The sequence below is a fragment of the Oerskovia sp. NPDC057915 genome (genome assembly GCF_042887685.1).
Classification (GTDB): domain Bacteria; phylum Actinomycetota; class Actinomycetes; order Actinomycetales; family Cellulomonadaceae; genus Oerskovia.
Map to the genome: position 1 here is coordinate 18,117 of NZ_JBHVOS010000009.1, position 24,436 is coordinate 42,552.

Below are 24,436 nucleotides of genomic sequence, written 5' to 3' on the forward strand. Positions count from 1 at the left end.
CTCAGACGAGCGCGGCGGTGACGTCGCGGTGGAACGCGGCGCCCTCGGCGAGGACCTCTCGGGCCTCGGGCAGCATCCGCGAGTGGTGCAGGAAGCCGTGCAGCACGCCGTCGACGACGTGCAGGCGGTGCTCGACACCGTGCGCGGCGAGCAGTGCGGCGAGGGCTCGGCTGTCGTCGAGCAGGGGGTCGAGCGAGCTCGCCACGAGGTAGGTCGGAGGTATGCCCCGCGAGAGATCCGCGGAGAGGCAGTCCAGGTAGGGGCTGCGAAGGTCCTGCGGGCCCGAGGTGTACGCGGCCAGGTAGCCGTCGAGGTCGTCCGGGGCCAGCCCGTCCCACGCCCCGCCGAGAAGTCGGCGGGACACGGAGTCGCGCAGGCCGAAGAGCCCGTAGTAGAGCAGGAGCGACTCGATCGCGGGGCCGCCGTGGTCGCGGAGCCAGAGGGTCGCGGCGAGCGCCAGGTTGGCGCCGCCGGAGTCGCCTGCGAACGCGACGCGTCCACGGGCGACCCCGATCTCGTCCGCGTGCTCCGCCACGTGGCAGGCGACGGCGGCACACTCCTCGACGGCCTGCGGGAACTTCGCCTCGGGGGACAGGGCGTAGTCCACGCCGACGACCACGGCCCCCGTCGCGTCCGCCAGGGCGCGCATGATGCGGTCGTGCGTGTCGAGGTTCCCGACGACGAACCCGCCGCCGTGGACGTAGAGCAGCGCGACGCCGTCGGCCTGCTGGACGGGGTGGTACCGGCGGATCCGGACCGGCCCGTGCGGCCCGGCCACGGTGTCGTCGACGGTCCGCGCCATGCGGGGGCCACCCTCGTTCCAGTACACGCGCTCGGTGGCGTAGCGGCAGCGCTGCTCGCGAGGAGTGGCGTCCGGGGCGAGCGCGGGTCCCTGGAGCCGCTCCTGGAGGGCGAGCACCTCGCGCATGCGGGGTGTCAGACGGGCGAGGACGTCGACGGCGGACATCAGGCGTTCACGGGCTCGGTCTCGGTGGACTCTCCGGCGGCGAGGGCCTGGGCTTCCTCGTACCTCGCGTCGAGCCTGGCCTGGTTGGCGCGCACGTAGCGGTTCAGCAGCAGTGCGCAGGCGGACGCGACGACGGCCGAGCCGACGAGGATCCAGAAGATCTGCGGGTAGGCGGCGCCTTCGTTCCCGGCGGCGTCGGCCTTGTCGATGATCGAGCCGAACCAGGTGCTCGAGAAGGTGTCGGGCAGGAAGCCGACGAGCGACACGACACCGGTCGCGGCGCCGAACGCTGCGAGCGGGACCTTGCCCTCGGTGAGCTGGGACGACACGATGCCGAACACACCGTTGGCGATGAAGCCGAGCGCGACGCCGATGAGGGCCACGGACAGGATCAGGCCGGTGCCCGCGGGCAGGACTCCCGGCACGGGGACGATCGCGAGCACCGCGATGCCGGCGGCGGCGATGAGCGAACCGATCCAGATGACGCGCGACGGCTTCTTCGCCCGGAAGGCGAGGGCGCCGAACACCGGGCCGGCGAACAGGGTCACGCCGTACTGGCGCAGGACGCTGAGGATGTTGTTGAGCGTGGCGTCGGCGCCGAGGTAGGTGAGGTACGTCGTCGCGTAGTTGACCCCCGTGTAGTAGAAGTACACGAAGAAGACGGTGACCGCGGTGATGAGGACGACGGGGTTCGTCAGGGCGCGCGCGGTGTCGAGGAGCACCTGCTTGGCGGAGCGGACGCTGCCGATCTCGCCCTCGAACTTCGGGATCATGAGGAAGGCGAGCACGCCGAGAAGGAGGATGAGCACGGCGTAGAAGAGGAGGAAGGTCCGGAAGGCGCCGGCGGCGTCACCCGCCGCGCGGGCGAGGACCCAGGTGCCGACGAGGCCCGCGAGGAAGCCCGCGAGGCCGTAGAAGCCGTAGCTGATGCCGATGTTGCGCGAGTACTCCTCCTCGGCCGAGATCAGCCGCACCAGCTTGTAGCGGCAGCCCCACCACAGCAGGATCGTGGTGATGCCCATGGCGACGAAGATCAGCAGGAGCGTGCCGTAGGACGGCAGCATCGCGTACCAGAAGGTCAGTGCTGAGGTGAGGACGAACCCGGTCGAGCAGAGGGTGCGCATGCGGACGCGGTCGGCGACGAGGCCCGAGGGCAGGTAGCAGATCGTCGCGGTGATGGCGTAGGCGCCCAGCAGCGCGCCGATCTGCGTGTTGGTCAGGCCGAGCGCGGACTTCTGCGCGTCGTAGAAGGCCTGCTTCAGGTAGGCCGGGCCGTAGATGGTGCTGCTCCCGGCGCTGACCAGGATCAGGATGAACCACCGACGGAAGGTCGTGAGGTCCGCGGCCTTCTTCTCTCCTTTGGCGACGATCGCCATGTGCCCTCCTCAGAGCTGTCGCGCACTCTCGTAGTGCGACCTGGACCACACTGGGCCCTCGACGAGATGACAGAGGAGGGTTTCGGCGTCATGACGACAAGGTGCGTAGGGGGTCGAGCAGACCTGAGTAGTGGAGTGGTCGGACCTGAGTGCGCGAACGTACTTACCGAGCGGTTGGGTTCTTGCCGAAGGCTCGCGAGGCCCGGAATCAAGCGCCTTGTACGTTTCTTCACAAGGAATGGGGTGTTCTGCCCGGTACGCCGGGACGGTCGGCAGGGGGGTGCGCGGGGCGTCCCCGGCCCCGGACCCGCGCGAGACGACGAACGGCCGGCGCAGCACCCCGAGGGGGCTGCACCGGCCGTTCGGCCGTTCAGGTGCGACGCCGCGAGACGCGCGCCGTCACGGTGTCACCAGATACGGACGCGCTCGGCAGGGGCGAGGTACAGCGCGTCGGACTCCGACACGTCGTACGCCTCGTAGAACTCGTCGAGGTTGCGCACCACGCCGTTGCAGCGGAACTCGTTGGGCGAGTGCGGGTCCGTCGCGAGGCGACGCACGACCTCCTCGTCACGGCCCTTCGACTGCCACACCTGGGCCCAGCCGAGGAAGACGCGCTCGATGCCCGTCAAGCCGTCGATCACGGGTGCCTCGGACACGGGACGGCCCAGCGCGATGCGGTAGGCCTTGAGCGCGATCGACAGACCGCCCAGGTCGCCGATGTTCTCCCCGATCGTCAGCGCACCGTTGACGTGCGGGCCGTCGTCGGGCAGCTGGACCGGGCGGAACGCGTCGTACTGGGCGATGAGGGCCTTGGTGCGGACCTCGAACTCGGCCCGGTCCTCGGGCGTCCACCAGTCCTCGAGGCGCCCGTCGCCGTCGTACTTGGAGCCCTGGTCGTCGAACCCGTGCCCGATCTCGTGGCCGATCACGGCACCGATCCCGCCGTAGTTGACCGCGTCCTCGGCGTCCGGGTCGAAGAACGGCGGCTGGAGGATCGCCGCGGGGAAGACGATCTCGTTCATGCCCGGGTTGTAGTAGGCGTTGACCGTCTGCGGGGTCATGAACCACTCGTCACGGTCGAGCGGCTTGCCGATCTTGCCCAGCTCGCGGTCCTGGTCGAACGCGTTGGAGCGGCGCACGTTGCCCAGCAGGTCGTCGGCCTCGATCACGAGCGCCGAGTAGTCGCGCCACTTGACGGGGTACCCGATCTTGGGCGTGAACGCCTCGAGCTTGGCGAGCGCCTTGACCTTCGTCTCCTCGGTCATCCAGTCGAGACCCTCGATGGACTCGCGGTACGCCGCGACGAGGTAGTCGACGAGTTCCTCCATGCGCGCCTTGTGCGCGGGCGGGAAGTGCCGCTCGACGTACACCTCGCCCACGGCCTCGCCCAGGGCGCCCTCGACGAGCGAGACTCCGCGCTTCCAGCGCTCACGGACCTCCTGCGCCCCCGAGAGCGTGCGGCCGTAGAAGTCGAAGTTCGCCTCGACCAACTCGTCCGTGAGGTAGGGGGCGCGTGCCGAGACCAGGTGGTACACGGCCCACAGCTTCCAGTCCTCGACCGGGACCGACTGCCACAGCTCCGCGAAGCCCGTCGCGAAACCGGGCTCGCGGACCACGAGCGAGTCGAGCGAGCCCGCGGGGGCGCCCAGGGCCAGGACCCACGCGTGCCAGTCGAAGCCGGGGGCCGAGCCGGCGAGGGCGCCCAGCGTCATGGGGTTGTACGTGAGGTCGGCGTCGCGGTCGCGCACGACGTCCCAGTGGTGCGCCGCGAGCTGCGTCTCGAGGGCCAGCACCCGCTCGGCCGCGTCCTCGGGCGACGCGCCCCACGCGTCCGCCGTGACGCCGGCGAGCGTGAGCATGCGCGCGACGTGCGGCACGTACTTCGCACGGATCTCGGCGTACTGCTCCTCGCGGTAGTACGCCTCGTCGGGCAGGCCCAGCCCGCCCTGGTACAGGTAGGCGACGTACTTCTCGGGGTCCTTGGCGTCGTTGTCGACCCAGAACCCGAACGCGCCCGCCCCGCCCGTGCGCTGCAGCGCGCCCAGGGCGCCCGTGAGCTCGGCCTGGTTCGTGGCGGCGGCGAGCAGCGCGAGGTCCGGCGCGAGCGGGCTCACGCCGCGCGCCTCGATCGTGCCGGTGTCCATGAAGCTCGCGAAGAGGGCGCCGATCTGCGCCTGGACGCCCGTGGCGTTCCCGGCATCGACCGCGGCGGCGGCGTCCTTGATGATCTCGCGCACGTGCTCCTCGGCCTGGTCGTGCAGCGCGCGGAACGCGCCGTCCATCGACCGGTCGGCGGGGATCTCGTGGGTCTCGAGCCAGCGGCCGTTGACGTGCCGGTACAGGTCGTCCTGCGGGCGGACGGCCGGGTCGAGGGCGGACAGGTCGATGCCGGAGGTCGTCGTCCGCGCAGCGCCCGCGGCGGTCAGGTCCCCGCCCGTGACGGAGGGTGTGGTCTGTGTCATGCGTCTCAGGTTATGCGAGCAGGGGCGCGGGCGGGGAGCGCATCGGGGATGATGGACCCATGCGCGTTCACATTGCAGCGGACCACGCGGGGTACGAGCTCAAGGCTCACCTCGTCACGCACCTCAAGAGCTCGGGCCACGACGTCGTGGACCACGGCGCCCACGAGTACGACGCCCTCGACGACTACCCGTCGTTCTGCATCGCGGCCGGCGAGGCCGTCGTCGCGGAGCCCGGCAGCCTCGGCGTCGTGATCGGCGGCTCGGGCAACGGCGAGCAGATCGCCGCCAACAAGGTCGACGGCGTGCGCGCCGCCCTGGCCTGGAACCTCGACACCGCGAGGCTGGCCCGCCAGCACAACGACGCCAACGTCGTCTCGGTCGGCGGGCGCCAGCACACGGTCGAGGAGGCGACGTCGTTCGTCGACGCGTTCCTCGCCGAGCCGTTCAGCGGTGACGAGCGCCACCAGCGCCGCATCGACCAGCTTGCGGCCTACGAGGCCTCGCGCCACCAGGCGTGACGTCCGTCCTTCCCGTGCACGCGGTGGACGGTGCGGCCCGTGCCTGAGGGTCACACCGTCCACCGCCTCGCGCACACGTTCGCCGAGCTCTTCGCGGGGCAGGTCCTGGCGGTCTCGAGCCCGCAGGGCCGGTTCGCGGCCGGGGCCGCGCTGCTCGACGGCGCTCGCCTGGTCGCGTCCCGTGCGTGGGGCAAGCAGATGTTTCTGGGCTTCGCGGACCCCTCGGCACGCACCGAGGCGCCGAGCGACGACGACCTGCGCTGGCTGCGCGTCCACCTAGGCCTCTACGGGGCCTGGACGTTCGCGGGCGACGGGAGCGCCGCCGTCGTGCACGCGATCGGTGCGCCGCGCAAGCGCATCGGCGAGCGGGACTCGGTCCCGGCCGGCCCTCTCGCGTCGCTCCCCGCCGCGGGAGACGACTGGGCTCCTCCCGCGCCCCGTGGCGCGGTGCGGGTGCGCCTGGTCGGCGAGCACGCGGTCGCGGACCTCACGGGTCCCACGGCCTGCGAGGTCGTCGCGGCGGACGAGGTGCGCGCGGTCGAGGCGCGCCTGGGCCCCGACCCGATCCGGGACGACCCGGCCCCTGCGGGCGGCCCCGACCGCCTCGTGGCGGCCGTCCGTCGCTCGCGCACGACCGTCGGGCAGCTCCTCATGAACCAGGACGTCGTCGCGGGAGTCGGCAACATCTACCGCGCGGAGGTGCTGTTCCGTGCGGGCCTGGACCCGCTGACCCCGGGCAGGGACGTGCCCGCCGAGACGCTGCGGGGGATCTGGGACGACCTGGTCGTCCTCATGCGCGACGGCGCGACCACGGGTGCGATCGTCACGACCCGTCCCGGCGACCGCGATCCCGACGGCGCCGCGCCCCCGGGAGCGCCTGGTCGCCCCGGGACGGGGCGCCAGGGGGTGCGCCAGAACACCGACGGCACCGCCGGGTCCGTGCCCGCCGACCAGGCGTTCTACGTCTACCACCGCGACGGCCTGCCGTGCCGCGTCTGCGGGACGCCGGTCCTCATGAAGGACCTCGCGGGTCGCAAGCTCTACTGGTGCCCGACGTGCCAGCGGTGACCCGGGACCTGTCCGGCCGCTGAGTGCATCGTTCGGCTGCGACACGCCCGGCGAGCCGCAGCCGAACCACGCACTCGGCGCCGGGCCGTCAGAACACCCAGCTCGAGACGGGCGCCACGGGCCACCCGAACGCGGCGCTCGCCGCGGCAAGAGCACCCTGGCTGTGCTCGGCCACGAGCCCGGCGGTCACGAGCGAGGCCAGCGAGACGCCGCCCAGGAACGCCGAGCCGAGCTCACGCACGTCGAGCGACAGGTCGGCCGGGTCCTCGGTGCGCTCGCACGTCGCAGCACCGAACGCCGTGGCACGCAGGCGCCAGTGCCCGGTGTTGTCGGGGACGCGCGCGTCGGTCACGTGCAGCACCACGTCGACGTCGCCCGCGTACCGCCTCCCCGCGAGGGCGACGGGGACGTCGAGCACCCGGACCCACAGGTTGTCCGCGACCCGCCCCGCCGCGGCCCGCGGGTCCACGAGGAGGTGCGTGACGACGTCGTCCACGGGGATCATGAACGGCTCGACCTCGCTCGTCAGGTCGAGGTCCGTCAGGACGCCCCACAGCGCGCGTGCGGCGGCGGCGTCGAGCGCGACGACCTCGCCCGTGCTCACGGTGCCGCGCGGGCCGGTGGTCTCCCACGACAGCTTGCGGCGGAACGTCGCGTAGCCGCGCGGCTCGCCGTCGCGCTCGACGACGACGATGCGCTGCGACTCGCGGCCCCTGCGGAACGCCGCAGGGTCGGACCACCAGGCCTCCTGGAGCTCGGGCGACTCGCGCGTGACCCAGCCGGGCCGGTTGACGCCCGTGCCGTGCCCGCCCGGGTCCGCTCCCACCGCGCGGTGCAGCGCGTCGACGAGCTCGCCGTGGCGGGCCCGGTCGGCCTTCTCGATGCGGACCGTGTGCTCGTCGGCGCCCGGGACGTCCCGGAGGGCCGCGCCGCGCGGGATCGTCAGGCGCAGGTCCTGGGCGGCCTGGCCGTAGCCGAACCGGCCGTAGATGGCGGCCTCGGCCGCGAAGAGCGCCGAGACCGGCTCGCCAGCGGCCCTCGCCTGCTCGAAGTGCACGTCGATCATGGCGCTGAGGATGCCTCGACGGCGGTGCTGAGGATGGACCCCGACCCACGTCAGGCCGCTCACGGGCAGCGTCGCACCCGGCACGGGGAACTCGGCGAACGGGTACGAGGCGTGCATGGCGGCGAGCTCGCTCACGGTCGGGACGGCGCCGTCGAACGGGACGGCGTCGGCGTCCTCGTGCTCGCTCACGACCCCGAACGTCCGGGACCACGTGAGCGGGAGCGGGTGCTGGACCTGCTCGTCGAGGTCGACCTCGGACGGGAACGCCCAGGTGTCGACCTCGAGGACGGCGCGCTTGTCCGCCTCCGTCAGCGGCGTGAGGCGGTAGCCGGCGGGCAGGGGACGGTGGGTGGGTTCGGTCATGGACCCATCATCACGGCGGGGCGGGGGAGCGGGCCAGAGGATTAGACCGCGTGCCGCGACCAGGTTCGCGGGTACGCTCGCCCGGTGGGCCAGGCGCGGGAGCAGTCGATCGAGCAGGACGACGTGCGCGTCGAAGCGCGACGGGAGTACGCGGACGCGGTGCTGGCGCTCGTCGAGACCATCCCTGCCGGGCGGGCCATGACATACGGGCTCGTCGCGGAGATCGTCGCGGAGTCCCTCGGGCGGGGTGGTCCGCGGCAGGTGGGTCAGGTGCTCGCGCGCTCCGACGGCGACGGCCCGGGCGGCCCAGGGCTGCCCTGGTGGCGGGTCGTCAACGCGGCGGGCTCACCCCCGGCCCACCACCTGGCGACGGCGCTGGCGAACCTGCGCGCCGAGGGCTGCCCGCTGCGCCCGGGCGGCGAGCGCGTGGACCTGCGGAGGGCGGTCTGGTTCCCGGAGCAGGACACGGACCGCTGAGTGCGGAGCAGCTGTCGTGCGCGTCGGCGAGACGCGACAGCTGCTCCGCACTCGGGCGGCTCGAGCGTCAGGCCAGCAGAGCAGCGACCGTGCGCACCGCCGTCGGGTCCCCCTGGACCAGGAGCGTCGTGACCGCGGTCGCGCGCCACGCCTCGAGGTCGCGCGCGATCTTGGCCGCGGGGCCGACGAGGGCCACGTCCTCGACCAGCGCCGTGGGGACCGCCGCGACGGCCTCGGCCTTGCGCCCCGCGAGGTAGTGCGCCTGGATCTCGTCGCACGCGTCGGAGTACCCGAGCCGGTCGAGCGCGTCGCGGTGGAAGTTCGCGCCCTTGGCCCCCATGCCGCCCACGTAGAGCGCGATGAAGGGTCGCACCTTGTCGGCGGCCTGCTCGACGTCGTCGGCCACCACGACCGGGACGGTCGCCGAGACCTCGAAGTCGGCTGCGGGGGAGCGGTCGGCCGAGCGCTTCGCGAAGCCGTCGTCGAGCAGCCCGCGGAACATCGCGTCCATGCGGGGGCTGTAGAACAGAGGCAGCCAGCCGTCCGCGATCTCGGCCGCGAGCGCGACGTTCTTGGGCCCCTCGGCCGCGAGGTGGATCGGGATCTCGGGCCGCAGCGGGTGCACGGTCGAGCGCAGCGCCTTGCCGAGACCCGTCGTCCCCTCGCCCGTGAACGGGAGCTGGTAGAACTGGCCGTCGTAGGTCACGGGGCCCTGGCGGGCGATCACGTCGCGCACGATCTCGACGTACTCGCGCGTGCGGGCCAGCGGTCGGGGGTAGGGCTGGCCGTACCAGCCCTCGACGACCTGCGGCCCCGAGACGCCCAGCCCGAGGATCGCCCGGCCGCCCGAGAGGTGGTCGAGCGTGAGCGCGGCCATGGCGGTCGCGGTCGGGGTGCGCGCGGACATCTGCGCGACCGCGGTGCCGAGCCGGATGCGCGAGGTGTGCGAGCCCCACCAGGCGAGCGGGGTGAACGCGTCGGACCCGTAGGCCTCCGCGGTCCAGACCGAGTCGACCCCGAGGCGGTCCGCGGCGACGACCGCCTCCTGGATCCCGGGCGGGGGACCGGCCGACCAGTAGCCGGTGTGGATGCCGATGCGCATGCGTTCTCCTCGTTGGTTCCTCGGCGCTGAGGTGCGGACGGGTCCGCGGGCTCGACGTGCGTCGAGCGACAGTTCCCAGGACCGGGAGTCCTGGGAACCGCCGCTCAATCTACCGTGCCGGCCGAGAAACCGGTCGCGGGACGGGTCGAGCTGCCGGCCGCGAGGCCGGTCCACCGGTGCCGCCCGACGACGCCACCCTGCCAGGCGTGCCGGTGCCGTCGCCGGGTGCGTCCCGCGGTGCGCCGGGGGTGGTCAGGCGTGCCGTGCCCGGTCCGCGAGCGAGGTGAGGAGCGCCGCCCCGGTCGCGGCGTCGTCGACCGTCACGACGAGCACCCGCCCGCCCGTGCGCCGGACCTCCAGGCCCGGCCCCTTGCGGACCACGATGCCCACGCGTCCCCCGCGACCCGCGCGCCACCCCCAGCCGCCGAACTCCCGGAACGGGTCGACCGGGACCTCGCGCGCGCCCTCGACCTCGTCGAGCGGCACGAACGTCCGCGGCAGCCCGAGCGCCGAACGGACCTCGAGCCCCGACGCGTCGACCGTCACGGTCCACGACATCATCGCGGCCATGACCAGCCCCAGGGCCACGGGGACCAGGATCATCCACCAGAGGCCCGTGACGACCACGAGGACCAGCGTCCCGACCACGGCGGCCCCGGCGACGGCCATGCCCGGGCCGCCACGGGCCGTGCGGATCCAGGCGGCGCGCTCGCCGTCGCCCAGCGGCGCGCGCGGGTCGGTCGGCGAGACCGGGCCGAGCGCGGGCCGACGGGCGTCGCGCGGTGCGACGACCCCGGCCAGGACACCCACCACGAGGCCAGCACCGAGCGCCACCGCGATGGCCGCGCCCACGTCGGAGGCCTGCGCGGCGTCGTCGAGCCCTCGCTGTGCGGCGAGCGTGCCGAGCAGCGTCGCGCCCAGGAAGGTCGCCATGCCCGCGCTGACCCCCACGGCCATCCGGCGGTTCGACGCGGACTGGCCGAGGAACCAGCCGACGAGCCAGAAGCCCACCGCGAGGACCGCGCCGATCGCCAGCGGGACCGTGACGCTCGCGGCGAGCGACCCGAACCCGTCGACGGTCCCGGCGGCGTCCCAGTGCGTCGCGACCGGGTCGGGCAGGTCGTCTCGCCACGAGAACGCGACCGCGGCGCTCGTGGCAAGGATCGCGAGGGGCAGCACCAGCCCCAGGAGCGTGGTGGACAGGCGGTGCGGGGCAGGGGGCCGGTGCCCGTCGCCGGTCGTGCTGTTGGTCATCGCAGCGCCTCCTTGAGCAGGGCGAGGGTGGTCTCGGGGGGAAGGGAGAGCGCGCGGCTCTCCCGCACGACGGCGTCGATCGCCGCTCGCAGGTCGGTGTAGTCGTGCGCGGCCTGGGCCGTGACGACCGCGCCACGACCTCGGCGCAGGTCCACCAGACCCTCGTCGCGCAGGTCCTGGTAGGCGCGCAGCACGGTGTGGACGTTGAGGTCCAGCGAGGCCGCGAGGTCGCGGGCCGCGGGGAGCCGCTCGCCCGGACGCACGGTGCCCGCGGCGACCGCGAGGCGCACCTGAGCCGCGAGCTGCGCGAAGAGCGGCTCGCCCGCGGTCGGGTCGATGCGGAAGATCATGGGGCGATACTACTAGTTGTTACTGTGCAACTAGAACAACAGTGATTGAGGAGAGGGGCGACGCGCACGGCGTCGCCCCTCTCCTGGACCGGACCTCAGCGGCTCAGATCACGTACTCGATGAGCAGCGACGGGTCCTCGACCGGGTCGACCGTGGGTGGCACGGCCGGCTGCGGGACACGGTTGCGCGCGGGGACGCCCACGGCGACCGACCCGGCCGGCACGTCCTTCACGACCACCGCGTTCGCCCCGACCTGGACGTCGTCCCCGACCCAGACCGGCCCGAGGATCTTGGCGCCCGCGCCCACGACGACCCGGTCACCCAGCGTCGGGTGCCGCTTGCCGCGCTTCATCGACCGACCGCCCAGGGTGGACCCGTGGAAGAGCAGCACGTCGTCGCCCACGACGGCCGTCTCCCCGATGACCACGCCCATGCCGTGGTCGATGAAGAGGCGTCGCCCGATCTTCGCTCCCGGGTGGATCTCCACGCCCGTGGCCGCCCGTGCGATCTGGGCGAGGACGCGCGCGGGCAGGCGCAGGGCTGGCTCCCGCCACATGCGGTGCGTGAGCCGGTAGGTCCAGACCGCATGCAGACCGGGGTAGACGAGCGCGACCTCGAGGCCGCTGCGCGCCGCGGGATCGCGGTGGCGGGCGGCCTCGAGGTCCTCCCTGAGGACTCTCAGGAAGCGTCGCAGTGGACTGGGAGGTCTCATCAGTCCAGCAGGTCGGCGTACAGCACGGAGGTCAGGTAGCGCTCGCCGAACGACGGGATGATCACGACGATCAGCTTGCCGGCGTTCTCGGGACGCTCCGCGAGGCGCAGCGCCGCGGCGATCGCGGCACCGGACGAGATGCCCACGAGCAGGCCCTCCTCCTTGGCGGCGCGACGCGCGTACTCGACGGCGGTCTCGGCGTTGATGTCGATGACCTCGTCGTACACGGTCGTGTCGAGGATCTCCGGCACGAAGTTCGCGCCGATGCCCTGGATCTTGTGCGGGCCCGGGGCACCGCCGTTGAGGATCGCGGACTCCTCGGGCTCGACCGCGACGATCTGCACGCCCGGCTTGCGCTCCTTGAGGACCTGGCCGACGCCCGTGATGGTGCCGCCCGTGCCGATGCCGGCGACGACGATGTCGACCTCGCCGTCCGTGTCGGCCCAGATCTCCTCGGCCGTCGTGGCGCGGTGGATCGCCGGGTTTGCCTCGTTGGCGAACTGGCGGGCCAGGATGGCGCCCTCGCGCTCGGCCACGATCTCGTCGGCCTTGTTGACGGCCCCCTTCATGCCCTCGGAGCCCGGCGTGAGGATGAGCTCGGCGCCGAACGCGCGCAGCAGGGCGCGACGCTCCTTCGACATGGTCTCGGGCATCGTCAGGACGATGTCGTAGCCACGGGCCGCGCCGACCATGGCCAGGGCGATGCCGGTGTTGCCGGAGGTCGCCTCGACGATCGTGCCGCCCGGCTTGAGCTCGCCCGAGGCCTCGGCCGCGTCGATGATCGCGACACCGATGCGGTCCTTGACCGAGTTGGCCGGGTTGTAGAACTCGAGCTTGCCCACGACCGTGGCGCCGAGGCCCTCGGTGAGCTTGTTCAGACGGACGAGGGGCGTGTTGCCGACGAGCTTCGTGACGTCGTCGTAGATGCGTGCCATGACTTCCTCTTCATCGTTGGTGGTCCGCGACCGGGAGCCGGGACCGAGGGGGGATCAGCGGGAGCTGTGCGGGGGTGGCACGAGGCTGCGCCGGGCAGGACGCGCCACGGGGGCCTGTCGTCGGACGGAGCGCCGACCGTGGGGGAGGGGGCGCTCTAGCGACAGGGGCGACACGGACAACAGGACAGGGCGCGCGCGGGGGTGCTCACCGCGCGGGAGGAGTCGGCGTGACGCGTGGTCATGGTCGCCCTCCTCGTCCTGTGTCGTCGCTCGCAGGTGCCGACCGCTGCCGTAGCGGTGCGGTGCCCTGCGGCGTCCTGGTGCCTGGCCCGAGGCTATCGGCCCCCGGACCGCGCTGCAATGCTGTCTCATCACCGTCGCCCCGCGCCGACGTCTCGTCCGGCGCCCGGGTCACGGCCCGTGCGGGGCGCACGGCTCCGTGCGCAGGGTGCCGGAGCGCGGTCCCGCGAGGGGTGGTCCCTGGAAGGGGGCATGTCGGCCCAACGCGGCGAGGCCGGCATTCCTTCCCGCCGCGGCGGGGGAACGGTGGAGGAACGACGACGGCGGCCCCGAGACTCTCGGGGCCGCCGTCGTGTCGCGCTGGAGCGGATGACGGGAATCGAACCCGCGTGATCAGTTTGGAAGACTGAGGCTCTACCATTGAGCTACATCCGCGCAGAGGAACGCCCGCCGTGGTGGCGAGGTCTGCGGCGCTACCTTAGCAAAGTTCCGGCGCTCCTCGTGTCACCGATCCGGCCGCGGGCAGGGGCAGGTCGCCGCGTCGGGGATGCGCAGGCCGGCCGGCACGCGCGCGAGGTAGGCGGCGAGCGGAGCCCGCGCACCCCACCAGTCGCGGACCGTGACGGGGATGGTCGTCCCGTCGACCCCGACGACCAGGAACCCCTCGGCGGTGTCCTCGACACCCACCAGGTCCTCGTCGGTCACCGTGACGCTCAGCTCCGGTCCGACGACGCCGATCGCGTGCTCGTCGAGGACGAGCCGGAACGCGGCGGGAGTCCCGCGGAACGGCTTCGGGCGGAAGGACCTTCCGGTCAGCGGTGGTGGCGGTGGGTCAGCCAGGACGAGGCCCATCGAGCGCAGCTCGGCCTCGAGCTTCGGGTCGCTCTCGTCGGGCAGGACGGCGAGCAGGCTCGGGAGGGCGTCGGCGAGCCAGGACCGCACGTCCTCGCCCGAGGTCGCGAGCACCTGGTCGCGCTCCTCGTCGAGCGGGACCACGAGGCGTCCCAGGAGCGCGCGCGCAGCGTCCTCGTGCGCACGCGCCGCGATCCAGCCGGGGTGGTCGAGCAGGGCGAGCGCCCGGTGCCGTCCTCGCTCGAGCACGCCGTCGGGCAGGCCCTCGGCCGCGATCCTGCGCAGGAGGCGGACGACCGTGAGGACCGCGACCGCTGCGCCGTCCTCGACGGCGTCGCACACGAAGGTGACCTGGCTCAGGTCGTGGTCGAGGTCCTGCGTGTCCACCTCCGCCAGGTAGGCGAGCTGCTCCTCGGTACGCACCCGCTCGTACAGCAGGACGTCGAGGACGTTGACCGCGAGGGTGTGGCGCGGGTCGGCGCGCGAGCCGAGCACCGAGATGCTGACCGGTGCTCCCGGTCGGCGCACGAAGCCCGGGGTCACGAGCGGGAGCAGGGTGAGTGCCCCCCGGCCGGGGCGCGCCGTCCCGGCCGCGGGGAGGGCGCCCAGGTCGATGCCCTCGGGCGCCTCCCCGACTATCACGAGCACGGCGTTCTCGCGCACGAGGTGCTCGCGCGCGTGGTCGATCACCTCGGCCGTGGTGAGGAAGCACCGGCCGGGCGGGTCGACCGCGCCCAGGGCCTCGCCGCGCACGCCGAGCCGCTCGCGGATCGCGTACAGGGAGGGGTGCGGGCTCCACGACCTCATCTCGTGGTCGATCACGCGCTTCTCGGCGAGGGCCTCGGCGTCCGTGAGCGTGCCGAGCCCGGCGATCGTGGCGACGACGCGTTCCAGGAACTCCTTGACCACGGTCGGCGTGCCGTGCGCCTCGAACGACAGGTGGTGCGGCGCGGTGGTCGCGTTGGCCTCGATGTCCAGCGGCCCGAGGCGGCGCATGACGAGGTGCTCGACGAGGTGGACGACGCCGCCCCGCGCGTACGACTCGTCGAGACGCCCGGTGCCGAAGACGAGATATCCCGACGTGGTGCCCGGCGCGGGCACCCGGACCTCGGGGACGACCGCGGGGGAGGCCCCCGCTGCGGGGGCGCTCCCCGCCGCGGTGGCGGAGGCGACGCTGGGTGGTGTGGCGGAGCTCATCGGTGGACCCGTCGACGTCGGAACAGTGGCGCATTTCTACCACGACGACCCCGTACACTTGCCGAGTGCCTGTCGCCCTCGACGGTCCTCGCGGACCCTCCCGGCGCTGGACGGCACGTTCGGGGTGTGGCGCAGGTTGGTAGCGCGTCCGCTTTGGGAGCGGAAGGTCGCAGGTTCAAATCCTGTCACCCCGACGATCACGAAGGCCCCCGGCACTGCCTTGCGCAGAGCCGGGGGCCTTCGTCGTTCCCGCACGCTGCCCAGCCGGGCTGGGGGCCGGGCGCCGCGAGCGTCGCGAGCGTCGCGAGGACCGCGAGGACCGCGAGGACCGCGAGGACCGCGAGGACCGCGAGGACCGCGAGGACCGCGAGCGTCGCCGCGGGCGTCACGAACTACCGACCGGTCGGCTCTGATCGCGCCTGCAAGAGCGGGTGATCGCTGCAGCAACCTGACAAAACGCATCAATCTGTCTTATGGGATGAGACGTCCTGTGGTTTTGGTCGTTTTGTCAAGAACGCCCGACCGTAAATCGTTAGCGTTCCTCCCATATCGGCTTGCGGGCCGGTTGCCGCCGAGTCAGCGTCGCCGCGGCGAGCCATCCCACGCCCTCGGGCGTCACTTGGTATCGAAGCGGAGAACACCTGTGACACTGCTGCACGGCACGAGACCCACCCCGCACCAGGCCGGTCGTCCACCGGCCCCTCACGACCGGTCGGGGCGCCCGCTCCACGGGGGCGCGGCTCCGGCCCCCGAGCCCGACCACCACCTCGCACCCCCGACGCGCCCGCCGACGGAGGCCCACCGCCTGCTGCCGTCGCCGCCCGCCGACGAGGACGTCTACCAGGACCTCACCCGCGCCCAGCGCTGGGTCCAGCCCGTGGGGGTCGTCGCGACGCTCCCGATCCTCGTGGCGGTGTGCGTCTTCGCGGCCCGCTCGCCGTGGCTGTGGTGGCTCTACCTCACGGTCGGCCTGACGCTCGTGAGCATCACGCTCTGGCTCCTGACGGGTACCGCGAAGGGGCGCGTCACGCGTGCCTCGCACGAGCGAGCGGTCGCCGGCTGGGCACCCGCGACCTACCCGAGCATCGACGTCTACCTGCCCGTGTGCGGCGAGGACGGCGACGTGCTCGACAACACCTTCGGTCACGTCGCACGGCTCGAGTGGCCCGGCGTGGTCGAGGTGTGGGTGCTCGACGACGGCGCGGACCCCCGGGTCGCGACCCTGGCGAAGCAGCACGGGTTCCGCTACCGGGTCCGCCCCGACAGGGGGCACCTCAAGAAGGCCGGCAACCTGCGGTCCGCCTACGCGCTCACGAGCGGCGACGTGATCGCGATCTTCGACGCCGACTTCTGCCCGCGGCCCGACTTCCTGCACCACCTGGTCCCGTACCTGGACGACCCGGCCGTCGGCATCGTCCAGAGCCCCCAGGACTTCGACACCGACGAGCGCATGGGGTGGCTCCAGCGCACGGCCGGTGCGACCCAGGAGATCTTCTACCGCTGGGTCCAGCCGTCGCGCGACCGCTACGGCGCCACGGTCTGCTGCGGCACCAACGCCCTGTACCGCCGTTCGGCGCTCGACACGATCGGCGGGTTCCCCGAGATCGACCACAGCGAGGACATGTACACCGGGATCGGGCTGCTGCGGACGGGCTTCGTGACCCGCTTCGTGCCGGTGCGCCTGGCCCGCGGGCTGTGCCCCGACGAGCTCGGCCCGTTCCTGACCCAGCAGTACCGCTGGGCCAACGGCTCGGTGGCGCTCGTCGCGGACGGGGCGCAGGCTCGGGCGGGTCTCGACCGGCGCCAGCGTCTCGCGGTCTGGGCGGGCTTCGTCTACTACTCCGAGACGGCGCTCTTCGCGCTCAACCTGTACGTGCCGTCGGTCGTCATGTGCTTCTGGTACCCCGAGCAGGTCAGCCCGTCCAGCTTCCTGGTCTTCCTCCCGAGCCTGTGGGTGCTGCTCGTCCTGTACCCGGTCGTCCACCGCACCCGGTGGCGGCCCGAGGTCCTGCGGGTCCAGCTCGCCCAGAGCTTCAGCCACCTCGTGGTGCTGGGGCACGCCGTGATCGGTCACCACGCGGGCTGGGTCCCGACGGGGGGCAGGGGGTCGTCGAGCGCCCTCGCGCGGACCATCGCGCGCGTCATGGTGGTGACGCTCGTCGTCGGGACGGTGACGTGGACCGTGGGGATCGTCCGGGGAGCCGCCGCGCACGGCGTCGACAGCTACTGGGCCATGGTGGTGCTCGCGGCCTTCTACGCCTACGTCTCGGTGCCGCTCGTCGTGGCGGGGCTCCAGGTCCTGGTCGCCCGTCGGTCACCGGCCGCCCCCGAGGACCGCGCGGCTCCGGCGTCGTCGGGGCCCGCGACGGCCCCGGCGACCGAGGTGGACGCGTGAGCGCGCCCGGCAGGGACGTGGCCCACGACGCCACGGTCCACGAGACCGACCATGTGGTCGCCCCGGTCCGCGCGACCGCGGCGCCCCGACCCCACGGCTCCCTGCAGTGGCCCGCGGTCGTCGCCCTCACGGCGGCCCTGGCCTTCGCCGGGCTCGTCGCGGCCGGGGTCTTCGACCCCATGATCGAGGCGCTGTGAGCACCCGGACCGGGCGGGCACGGCCCGGCTTCCGGGGGGACGTCGAAGGACTGCGCGCGCTCGCCGTCGTCCTGGTCCTGCTCTTCCACGCCGAGGTGCCGGGCGTGCTCGGCGGGTACGTGGGGGTCGACGTGTTCTTCGCGATCTCCGGGTTCCTCATCACCGGGATCCTGCTGCGGCAGCTGGCGTCGACCGGGCGGATCGCGCTGCCCGCGTTCTTCGCGGGCCGGGCGCGCCGCATCCTGCCCGCTGCGTCGGTCGTCCTGGTGGGTACGGCGCTCGCGGCGTGGCTCGTGCTGCCGCCGCTGCGGGCGCGCGACACCATGGTCGACGTCGTCGCGAGCGCGCTCCAGGTCGCGAACCTGCGCTTCATCGCGCAGGAGACCGACTACATGGCGGCCGCGGCGGCGCCGAGCCCCGTGCTGCACTACTGGTCCCTCGCGGTCGAGGAGCAGTTCTACCTCGTGGTGCCGCTGCTGCTCGCGCTGGTCGGGGCGGTCGCGGCGCGCCTGCGGCGAAGCCCGCTGCCCGGGGCGTTCGCGGTGCTGGCGGTCGGCACGGTCGCGTCGTTCGCCGTCTCGCTCGTGCTGACCTCGAGCGACCCGGCGCTCGCGTACATGTCGCCGCTCACGCGGGCGTGGCAGTTCGGGCTGGGAGGTCTCCTGGCGGCGGCTGTGCTCCGCACGCCCGACGGCGTCGCTCCTCTCGATCCCGGTGGCCTCGCCGTGCGTCGTGGTCGTCCCGCCCTGCGGCGCGTCGCGTGGACCCTGGCAGGGTGGGCCGGCCTCGGCGCCGTCGTGTGGTCGGCCCTGGCGTACGACGAGTCGACGCCCTTCCCGGGGACGGCCGCACTGTGGCCCACGCTCGGGACGGTCGCGATCCTGGCGGTCCCCGCAGCGGTCCGCACGGCCCGGGGGAGCGTGGGGCACCTGCTCGCGCTGCCCCCGGTCCGGGCGGTCGGGCGGCTGTCCTTCGCCTGGTACCTCGTCCACTGGCCCGTGCTCGTCCTGGCCGACGCGGCCTGGGGGCCGCTCACCTGGCCTCAGCGCGTGGTCCTGACCCTCGCAGCGGGCGGGGTGGCCTGGCTCGTCCTCCAGGGGGTCGAGTCGCCGCTGCGGCGCTCGCAGGTCGTCGCGCTGCGACCGTCGGCGAGCTACTCGGTGGGGTTCACGGGCGTCGTGCTCGCACTCACCGCGAGCCTCGGTGCGGGTTCGGCCGTGTACGCCCGCCTGGAGGGGGAGGAGGCCACCTCGACGCAGGTGCGGCTCGACACGATCTTCGAGCCGGCCGCGCTCGCACGGACGGGCGGGCCGGTCACCCCGGGGCTGACGCAGGCCGCGCTGGACGCCCCGCCGTCGGAGACCCCGTGCCTGGGGTCGCTGAGCCTGAGCTCGACGGACTGGCCTGCCGAGTGCGTCGTCGGACCGCCCGACGGGCGCGAGGTCGTGCTGTTCGGCGACTCGAAGGCGTTCCAGTGGAGCGGGGCGCTGCGCGACATCGCGATCGTGCAGGGATGGCACCTGTCGATCGTGACCAAGGGCGGGTGCACCCCCGCCGACCTGCCGCAGACGATGCTCCAGGAGTCGCAGCACTGCGAGACGTGGCGCGACGCGCAGATCGACCGGGTCGCCGCTCGTGCCGACGTCGTGATCGTGGGGTCGAGCGCGGCGTACTTCGACGACGAGGAGGCGGCCGACCGGCGGGAGGCGGCCTGGGAGAGCACGCTCGGACGGTTCGCCGGCGCAGGGGTGCCGGTGGTCTACCTGCGGGACACGCCCACGCCCGAGGTCGACGTCCCGAGCTGCGTCTCGGGGGCGCTCGACGACTGGGACGCCTGCTCGTTCCCGCGGGCGCAGGCGCTGCGGGCAGACCCGCTGCTCGTCGACGTCGCCCTCGGCGACGTGCCGGGGGTCGAGGTCGTCGACGTCTCGGGGGTCGTGTGCGGGACGGGAGACCGGTGCCCGGCCGTCCTGGGCGGGCTCCTGCTGTATCGCGACGGGAGCCACCTGACGGCCACGGCCGTCGAGGCGCTGCGCCCCGAGCTCGAGCGGCGCCTCGTCGAGACGAGCGCGCTCGGCGGGTGACGGCGACGGACGAGGCGGTGGCGTCGGGCCGGGTCGGTGTCCGGTGCCGCCGCCTCGTCCGGGCCGTCTCCCCGCTCCGCGCGTCGGCGCCCACGAGGTGTGGCGTACCATGGACGGGTTGTCCGTGCGCCCTTTCCGGCGGAGGCCCTCCGAGGCTCCCGCCGCACCGCTCGAGGCGACGCGATCGACCAGGCGTCAGCGTCTGCCACCGATCGATGAACGTTCGAACAGGTCCCGCTGCAACCGGCGGGACATGCACGCACCCCGTTGCCGCACGTCGGCTCCCCGATCAGTTGGAGATCATCGAAGTGAAGAGCGCCGTCGAGACCCTGGACCCCACCAAGGTCAAGTTGACCGTCGAGGTGGAGTACGACGAGCTCAAGCCGAGCATCGACCACGCCTACAAGCACATCGCGGAGCAGGTGAACGTCCCCGGCTTCCGCAAGGGCAAGATCCCCGCGCGCATCATCGACCAGCGCGTCGGTCGTGCTGCCGTGCTCGAGCACGCCATCAACGACGGCCTGTCCGGCTTCTACCGCCAGGCCGTCAACGAGACGGGCATCCGCCCGCTCGGCCAGCCCGACGTCGAGGTGACCGAGGTCCCGCTGGACGCCGAGGGTGCGCTGCACTTCACGGCCACCGTCGAGGTCCGCCCGGAGATCGAGATCCCCGCGCTCGACTCGGTCACGCTCACGGTCGAGGCCGCCGAGGTCTCCGCCGACGACATCGCCGAGCGCCTCGACGCGCTGCGCGAGCGTTTCGGCACGCTGGTCGGCGTCGACCGCCCGGCCGCCGAGGGCGACTTCGTCGTCATCGACCTGAAGGCCGTCATCGGCGACGAGGAGATCGACTCGGTCTCCGGCATCAGCTACCAGATCGGCTCGGGCAACATGCTCGAGGGCCTGGACGAGGCGCTCACCGGCCTGTCGGCCGGCGAGACCACGACCTTCAAGGCGCCGCTCGCGGGTGGCGACCACGAGGGCAAGGAGTCCGAGGTCACCGTCACGGCCACCTCGGTCAAGCAGCGCGACCTGCCCGAGGCCGACGACGAGTTCGCCGAGCTCGCGTCCGAGTTCGACACGATCGAGGAGCTCAAGGCGGACCTGCGCGAGCAGGTCGCGAGCATCAAGACCTCGAACCAGGCCGTCGCGGCCCGCGACGCCCTCGTCGAGCACCTCCTCGAGAACACCGAGATCCCCGTTCCCCAGGGTGCCGTCGAGGCCGAGGTGCACCGTCACCTCGAGTCCGAGGGACGCCTCGAGGACGAGGCGCACCGCGCCGAGGTCGAGGTCGACGCTGCCAAGGCGCTCAAGAGCCAGATCCTCCTCGACACGCTCGCGGAGCAGCTGAAGATCAAGGTCGCCCAGAACGAGCTGCTGGACTACCTCGTCAACGCCTCGCGCCAGTACGGGATGGACCCGAACCAGTTCATCCAGTCGCTCGACCAGGGCGGCCAGATCCCCGCCATGGTCGGCGAGGTCGCCCGCTCGAAGTCGCTCGCCGTGGCCCTGCGCCAGGTCGAGGTCAAGGACTCCGAGGGCAAGGTCGTGGACCTGAGCGAGTTCATCGGCTCGGACGAGGAGGACGCTGCCGCTGACGCCGCGGCCGCCGCTGCCGGTGAGGACGTCACCGACATCACCGACGAAGAGGGCATCGAGGTCGTCTCCGAGGACGAGGCAGCCGCCGACAAGGCCTGATCCTCCTCACGACACCCCGGCTCCCCGAGCCGCCCGACGCCGGCCCCCACCTCCCTCGCGGAGGTGGGGGCCGCCGTCGTCCCGGGCGAGGTGGCGCGCCTGTTTCCTCGGCAGCCCGGCCAGACGGTAGATTGCCGCGGTCGACGCAGCGCGGGGCCTTCCGAGCGGGCCCGATCCGTCACCAGTCCCGCGGCCCAGGCCGCCACCCGGGGGAGCCCGCCATGTCTCGTCGCCGACCGTCCTTCGAGCTCTGCTTCGCCGCCGTCCGGGTCCCGCCCGGTGGCGACACGGTCCAGGTCGCGCACGCCTTCGCCGACGTGCTGCGCGCGGCGGGCGTCGTCGGTGCGACGATCGCCGGACGGCACGTGGGCGTCGACGGCTGGGTGGTCGCCAAGCTGCTCGCCGCGCCGCAGGGCGACGACGTCCGACCCGTGGTGGTCCGCCGCACGCAGGTCGGCGAGCCGACGGTCGTCGGCGACGGCGAGGAGGTCCTGCTGTCCGACCCCGAGACGGGATGGACGCTCGTGGTCGCCGCCGGGACCGGGGAGCTGCACCGCGCGCTCGACGCCACGTTCGGCGACGCCAGGATGGGGACCTCGCTCTCGTTCGACGAAGGGGCGTTCCCGGACACCAGCGGGATGCTCTCCGTCGGTTTCGAGTACCGGGACGTGGTCGTGGCGGACTTCCCGCCGCACGAGTCGGCCATGCTCGCGCACACCGCGAAGGCGCCGGTGCGCTTCGTGACGGTGCCCGCGACCGCGACCACCCGCGGCGCGGCGATCGTCACCGGGCTCGAGTCGACGCAGGACGTCTCCCAGGTGGCGACCTGGCCGACGAAGGGGCCCGTGCTCCACCTGTGGGTCAACGGAGGGTGGTCCGGGTTCCTCGTCGTGGCAGGCAAGACCGTGGTGGGGCACGAGTTCGGTCCCGGCTGGGACGTCGTCGACCCCACGCGGCAGGACGGCAGCGTCGACGACGAGTCCGTCGCGGACGTCGTGCTCGACCAGATCATGTTCGAGCCGGGCGACGCCCAGGAGGTCGCGCACGCCCTCGGGATCGACGGCGAGCGGGCCGCCGCCCTGCGTGAGCTCCTCTCCGAACGGGACCCCGCCGACGCGCTCGACCGGCTCGCCGCGATCCTGGCCCTGCCGGCCGAGGTGCTGCCCGCACTGCACGGGCGCCTCCGGCTCGACGAGCTGCCGGGCGCGGTCGTGGAGCATCCGCGGTCGTTCCTGCGGTCGATCATGGCGGACAGCGCGACCGGGGAGGACGACCCCGTGGCGCGGAAGCTCGGTGCGGCCGGGCTGGACCTCGAGGGTGCACGGCGTCGCAGGCCGTGGTGGTTCCTCACGTGGCAGATCCTCGCGATCCCCATCATCGGCGGGGTCTCCTGGGCCATGTTCACGTACTTCGACAGCCCCGTACGGGGGTGGTTCTTCGCCGTGCTCTGCGTGCTCAACGCTGCGTGGGCGTTCTGGCCGCGCAACCCCGGAGGGGCGCCGCGCGACGCCCGGGGGGCGTGACCGGCGGGCGGCGAGCGACGCCGTCGGGCAGCCGGGGCGGCCTTCCTGCGCCCACAGCGAAAACCCCGGATATCGGGACGGTTTCCGCTCCCTGCCCGCGTTAGGGTCACAGCAACGGTGAGTCCGTCCAGACGGACGAACCGACCAGCCGCGACGTTCGAGCGTCGCGAGCGACTGAGGGATCGACGAAGGAGATGGACGTGAGCGATCAGTTTCCGGTGGCACGAGCCGAGGGGCCGGGACTCGGCCTGAACGACTCCATCTACAACCGGCTGCTCAAGGAGCGCATCATCTGGTTGGGCTCGGAGGTGCGCGACGAGAACGCGAACGCCATCTGCGCCCAGATGATGCTGCTCGCCGCTGAGGACCCCGAGAAGGACATCTGGCTCTACATCAACTCGCCGGGCGGGTCGATCACGGCCGGCATGGCGATCTACGACACGATGCAGTACATCCAGCCTGACGTCGCGACCATCGCGATGGGCATGGCCGCCTCGATGGGCCAGTTCCTGCTCTCCTCGGGCACCAAGGGCAAGCGCTACGCGACGCCCCACGCCCGCGTCATGATGCACCAGCCCTCGGGCGGCATCGGCGGCACGGCGACCGACGTGCGCATCAACGCGCAGCTCATCATGCACATGAAGAAGGTGCTCTCCGAGCTCACGGCCGAGCAGACCGGCCAGCCGCTCGAGAAGATCCTCAAGGACAACGACCGTGACAGCTGGTTCACGGCGCCCGAAGCCCTCGAGTACGGCTTCATCGACCACGTCGTGACGAACGCTTCGTCGGTGACGGGTGGCGGCGGCACGGCGAGCAGCTGAGCTCACCGACGCCCCGGACCCCCACCCACGATCCCACCCGAGGAGACACCTTGAGCTACGCAAGCCAGGAATCCCAGTACATCTCGACCGCTCAGCGCCTCGCGGGCGCGGGCGCCGGCGGCGGCATCGCCCTCCCGCACGGCGCGCCGTCCTCGCGCTACGTGCTCCCGCAGTTCGAGGAGCGCACGGCCTACGGCTTCAAGCGCCAGGACCCGTACACCAAGCTGTTCGAGGACCGCATCATCTTCCTGGGCGTCCAGGTCGACGACGCGTCGGCGGACGACGTCATGGCGCAGCTCCTCGTCCTGGAGAGCCAGGACCCGGACCGCGACATCATCCTGTACATCAACTCGCCCGGCGGCTCGTTCACGGCCATGACGGCGCTGTACGACACCATGCAGTACATCAAGCCGCAGATCCAGACCGTGTGCCTCGGGCAGGCGGCCTCCGCCGCGGCCGTGCTGCTCGCTGCCGGCCAGCCCGGCAAGCGCCTCGCGCTGCCCAACGCCCGCGTGCTGATCCACCAGCCCGCGATGGAGGGTGGCGGCTACGCGCAGGCCTCGGACATCGAGATCCACGCGAACGAGCTCATCCGCATGCGCGAGTGGCTCGAGGACACCCTGGCCATGCACTCGGGCCGCGACGTCGCGCAGGTCCGTGAGGACATCGAGCGTGACAAGATCCTCACCGCCAAGCAGGCGCAGGAGTACGGCCTGGTCGACCAGGTCCTGGAGAGCCGCAAGCCGGTCATCCAGAACAAGCCCTGATCTCGACATTTCC

At 72.7% G+C, this 24,436-nt stretch carries 21 protein-coding genes and 2 tRNA genes; 11 read left to right on the top strand and 12 right to left on the bottom strand.

Annotation, left to right across the window (positions count from 1 at the left end; genetic code table 11):
- Position 1 precedes the first annotated feature (1 nt).
- The 3 genes from aes to ACFVQ3_RS07810 form a co-directional block, all read right to left on the bottom strand.
- Entirely contained in the window at positions 2-967 is a 966-nt protein-coding gene (aes, locus tag ACFVQ3_RS07800) for an acetyl esterase (RefSeq protein WP_387637150.1), read from the bottom strand.
- Positions 967-2,343 carry an MFS transporter gene (locus tag ACFVQ3_RS07805; protein WP_387637152.1) on the bottom strand — a complete coding sequence of 459 codons (1,377 nt, stop codon included), beginning with the start codon at positions 2,341-2,343 and terminating at the stop codon, positions 967-969. The genes aes and ACFVQ3_RS07805 overlap by 1 nt, the downstream gene beginning before the upstream one ends.
- 407 nt (positions 2,344-2,750) lie before the next feature.
- Positions 2,751-4,805 (bottom strand): M13 family metallopeptidase, encoded by a 2,055-nt coding sequence (locus tag ACFVQ3_RS07810; RefSeq protein ID WP_387637155.1) that lies wholly within the window; start codon positions 4,803-4,805, stop codon positions 2,751-2,753.
- Between the two features lie 59 nt (positions 4,806-4,864).
- On the opposite strand from ACFVQ3_RS07810, the gene ACFVQ3_RS07815 reads away from it, so the two are divergent.
- Both ACFVQ3_RS07815 and ACFVQ3_RS07820 read left to right on the top strand, forming a co-directional pair.
- A complete protein-coding gene (locus tag ACFVQ3_RS07815; protein WP_387637158.1) occupies positions 4,865-5,323 on the top strand; it encodes a ribose-5-phosphate isomerase in 459 nt (152 codons plus the stop codon).
- Positions 5,324-5,362: 39 nt separating this feature from the next.
- On the top strand, positions 5,363-6,391 hold the full coding sequence (locus ACFVQ3_RS07820; RefSeq protein ID WP_387637160.1) for an Fpg/Nei family DNA glycosylase: 1,029 nt from the start codon (positions 5,363-5,365) through the stop codon (positions 6,389-6,391).
- An 88-nt stretch (positions 6,392-6,479) separates the two neighbouring features.
- On the opposite strand, the gene eis is transcribed toward ACFVQ3_RS07820, so the two are convergent.
- Entirely contained in the window at positions 6,480-7,820 is a 1,341-nt protein-coding gene (gene eis / locus ACFVQ3_RS07825; protein WP_387637162.1) for an enhanced intracellular survival protein Eis, read from the bottom strand.
- Positions 7,821-7,904: 84 nt separating this feature from the next.
- On the opposite strand from eis, the gene ACFVQ3_RS07830 reads away from it, so the two are divergent.
- Entirely contained in the window at positions 7,905-8,297 is a 393-nt protein-coding gene (locus ACFVQ3_RS07830; protein WP_387637165.1) for an MGMT family protein, read from the top strand.
- Between the two features lie 67 nt (positions 8,298-8,364).
- On the opposite strand, the gene ACFVQ3_RS07835 is transcribed toward ACFVQ3_RS07830, so the two are convergent.
- From ACFVQ3_RS07835 to ACFVQ3_RS07865, 7 genes are all read right to left on the bottom strand, one after another.
- Positions 8,365-9,399 carry an LLM class F420-dependent oxidoreductase gene (locus tag ACFVQ3_RS07835; RefSeq protein ID WP_387637167.1) on the bottom strand — a complete coding sequence of 345 codons (1,035 nt, stop codon included), beginning with the start codon at positions 9,397-9,399 and terminating at the stop codon, positions 8,365-8,367.
- A 252-nt stretch (positions 9,400-9,651) separates the two neighbouring features.
- The gene (locus ACFVQ3_RS07840) at positions 9,652-10,653 is read right to left on the bottom strand and encodes a DUF1648 domain-containing protein (protein ID WP_387637170.1); all 1,002 of its coding nucleotides are present in this window, start codon (positions 10,651-10,653) and stop codon (positions 9,652-9,654) included.
- Positions 10,650-11,003, bottom strand: coding sequence for a GntR family transcriptional regulator (locus ACFVQ3_RS07845; protein ID WP_387637173.1), 354 nt, complete (start codon positions 11,001-11,003; stop codon positions 10,650-10,652). Before ACFVQ3_RS07845 ends, ACFVQ3_RS07840 begins: the two co-directional genes overlap by 4 nt.
- 103 nt (positions 11,004-11,106) lie before the next feature.
- On the bottom strand, positions 11,107-11,715 hold the full coding sequence (gene epsC / locus ACFVQ3_RS07850; RefSeq protein ID WP_387637175.1) for a serine O-acetyltransferase EpsC: 609 nt from the start codon (positions 11,713-11,715) through the stop codon (positions 11,107-11,109).
- Positions 11,715-12,650 carry a cysteine synthase A gene (gene cysK, locus ACFVQ3_RS07855; RefSeq protein ID WP_138824888.1) on the bottom strand — a complete coding sequence of 312 codons (936 nt, stop codon included), beginning with the start codon at positions 12,648-12,650 and terminating at the stop codon, positions 11,715-11,717. Before cysK ends, epsC begins: the two co-directional genes overlap by 1 nt.
- A 601-nt stretch (positions 12,651-13,251) precedes the next feature.
- Positions 13,252-13,325 (bottom strand) — tRNA-Gly (locus ACFVQ3_RS07860).
- 69 nt (positions 13,326-13,394) lie between these two features.
- On the bottom strand, positions 13,395-14,939 hold the full coding sequence (locus ACFVQ3_RS07865; RefSeq protein WP_387637177.1) for a hypothetical protein: 1,545 nt from the start codon (positions 14,937-14,939) through the stop codon (positions 13,395-13,397).
- 120 nt (positions 14,940-15,059) lie between these two features.
- Here ACFVQ3_RS07865 and ACFVQ3_RS07870 point away from each other — a divergent pair.
- Positions 15,060-15,133, top strand: a tRNA-Pro gene (locus tag ACFVQ3_RS07870).
- Between the two features lie 3 nt (positions 15,134-15,136).
- Here the strand turns inward: ACFVQ3_RS07870 and ACFVQ3_RS07875 are convergent.
- Positions 15,137-15,328, bottom strand: a complete 192-nt coding sequence (locus ACFVQ3_RS07875) for a hypothetical protein (protein WP_387637180.1) — start codon at positions 15,326-15,328, stop codon at positions 15,137-15,139.
- Between the two features lie 254 nt (positions 15,329-15,582).
- Between ACFVQ3_RS07875 and ACFVQ3_RS07880 the strand changes: the two genes are divergently transcribed.
- The 7 genes from ACFVQ3_RS07880 (at position 15,583) to ACFVQ3_RS07910 (ending at position 24,423) form a co-directional block, all read left to right on the top strand.
- The gene (locus ACFVQ3_RS07880) at positions 15,583-17,334 is read left to right on the top strand and encodes a glycosyltransferase (RefSeq protein WP_387637183.1); all 1,752 of its coding nucleotides are present in this window, start codon (positions 15,583-15,585) and stop codon (positions 17,332-17,334) included.
- Complete coding sequence (locus ACFVQ3_RS07885; RefSeq protein ID WP_387637185.1) at positions 17,331-17,531, top strand: hypothetical protein; 201 nt, start codon at positions 17,331-17,333, stop codon at positions 17,529-17,531. Before ACFVQ3_RS07880 ends, ACFVQ3_RS07885 begins: the two co-directional genes overlap by 4 nt.
- On the top strand, positions 17,528-19,615 hold the full coding sequence (locus ACFVQ3_RS07890; RefSeq protein WP_387637188.1) for an acyltransferase family protein: 2,088 nt from the start codon (positions 17,528-17,530) through the stop codon (positions 19,613-19,615). Before ACFVQ3_RS07885 ends, ACFVQ3_RS07890 begins: the two co-directional genes overlap by 4 nt.
- 308 nt (positions 19,616-19,923) lie before the next feature.
- A complete protein-coding gene (gene tig / locus ACFVQ3_RS07895; protein WP_387637191.1) occupies positions 19,924-21,312 on the top strand; it encodes a trigger factor in 1,389 nt (462 codons plus the stop codon).
- 221 nt (positions 21,313-21,533) lie between these two features.
- A complete protein-coding gene (locus tag ACFVQ3_RS07900) occupies positions 21,534-22,835 on the top strand; it encodes a hypothetical protein (RefSeq protein ID WP_387637193.1) in 1,302 nt (433 codons plus the stop codon).
- Between the two features lie 194 nt (positions 22,836-23,029).
- A complete protein-coding gene (locus ACFVQ3_RS07905) occupies positions 23,030-23,656 on the top strand; it encodes an ATP-dependent Clp protease proteolytic subunit (RefSeq protein WP_387637195.1) in 627 nt (208 codons plus the stop codon).
- A 50-nt stretch (positions 23,657-23,706) separates the two neighbouring features.
- Complete coding sequence (locus ACFVQ3_RS07910; protein ID WP_030150967.1) at positions 23,707-24,423, top strand: ATP-dependent Clp protease proteolytic subunit; 717 nt, start codon at positions 23,707-23,709, stop codon at positions 24,421-24,423.
- Positions 24,424-24,436: the final 13 nt, after the last annotated feature.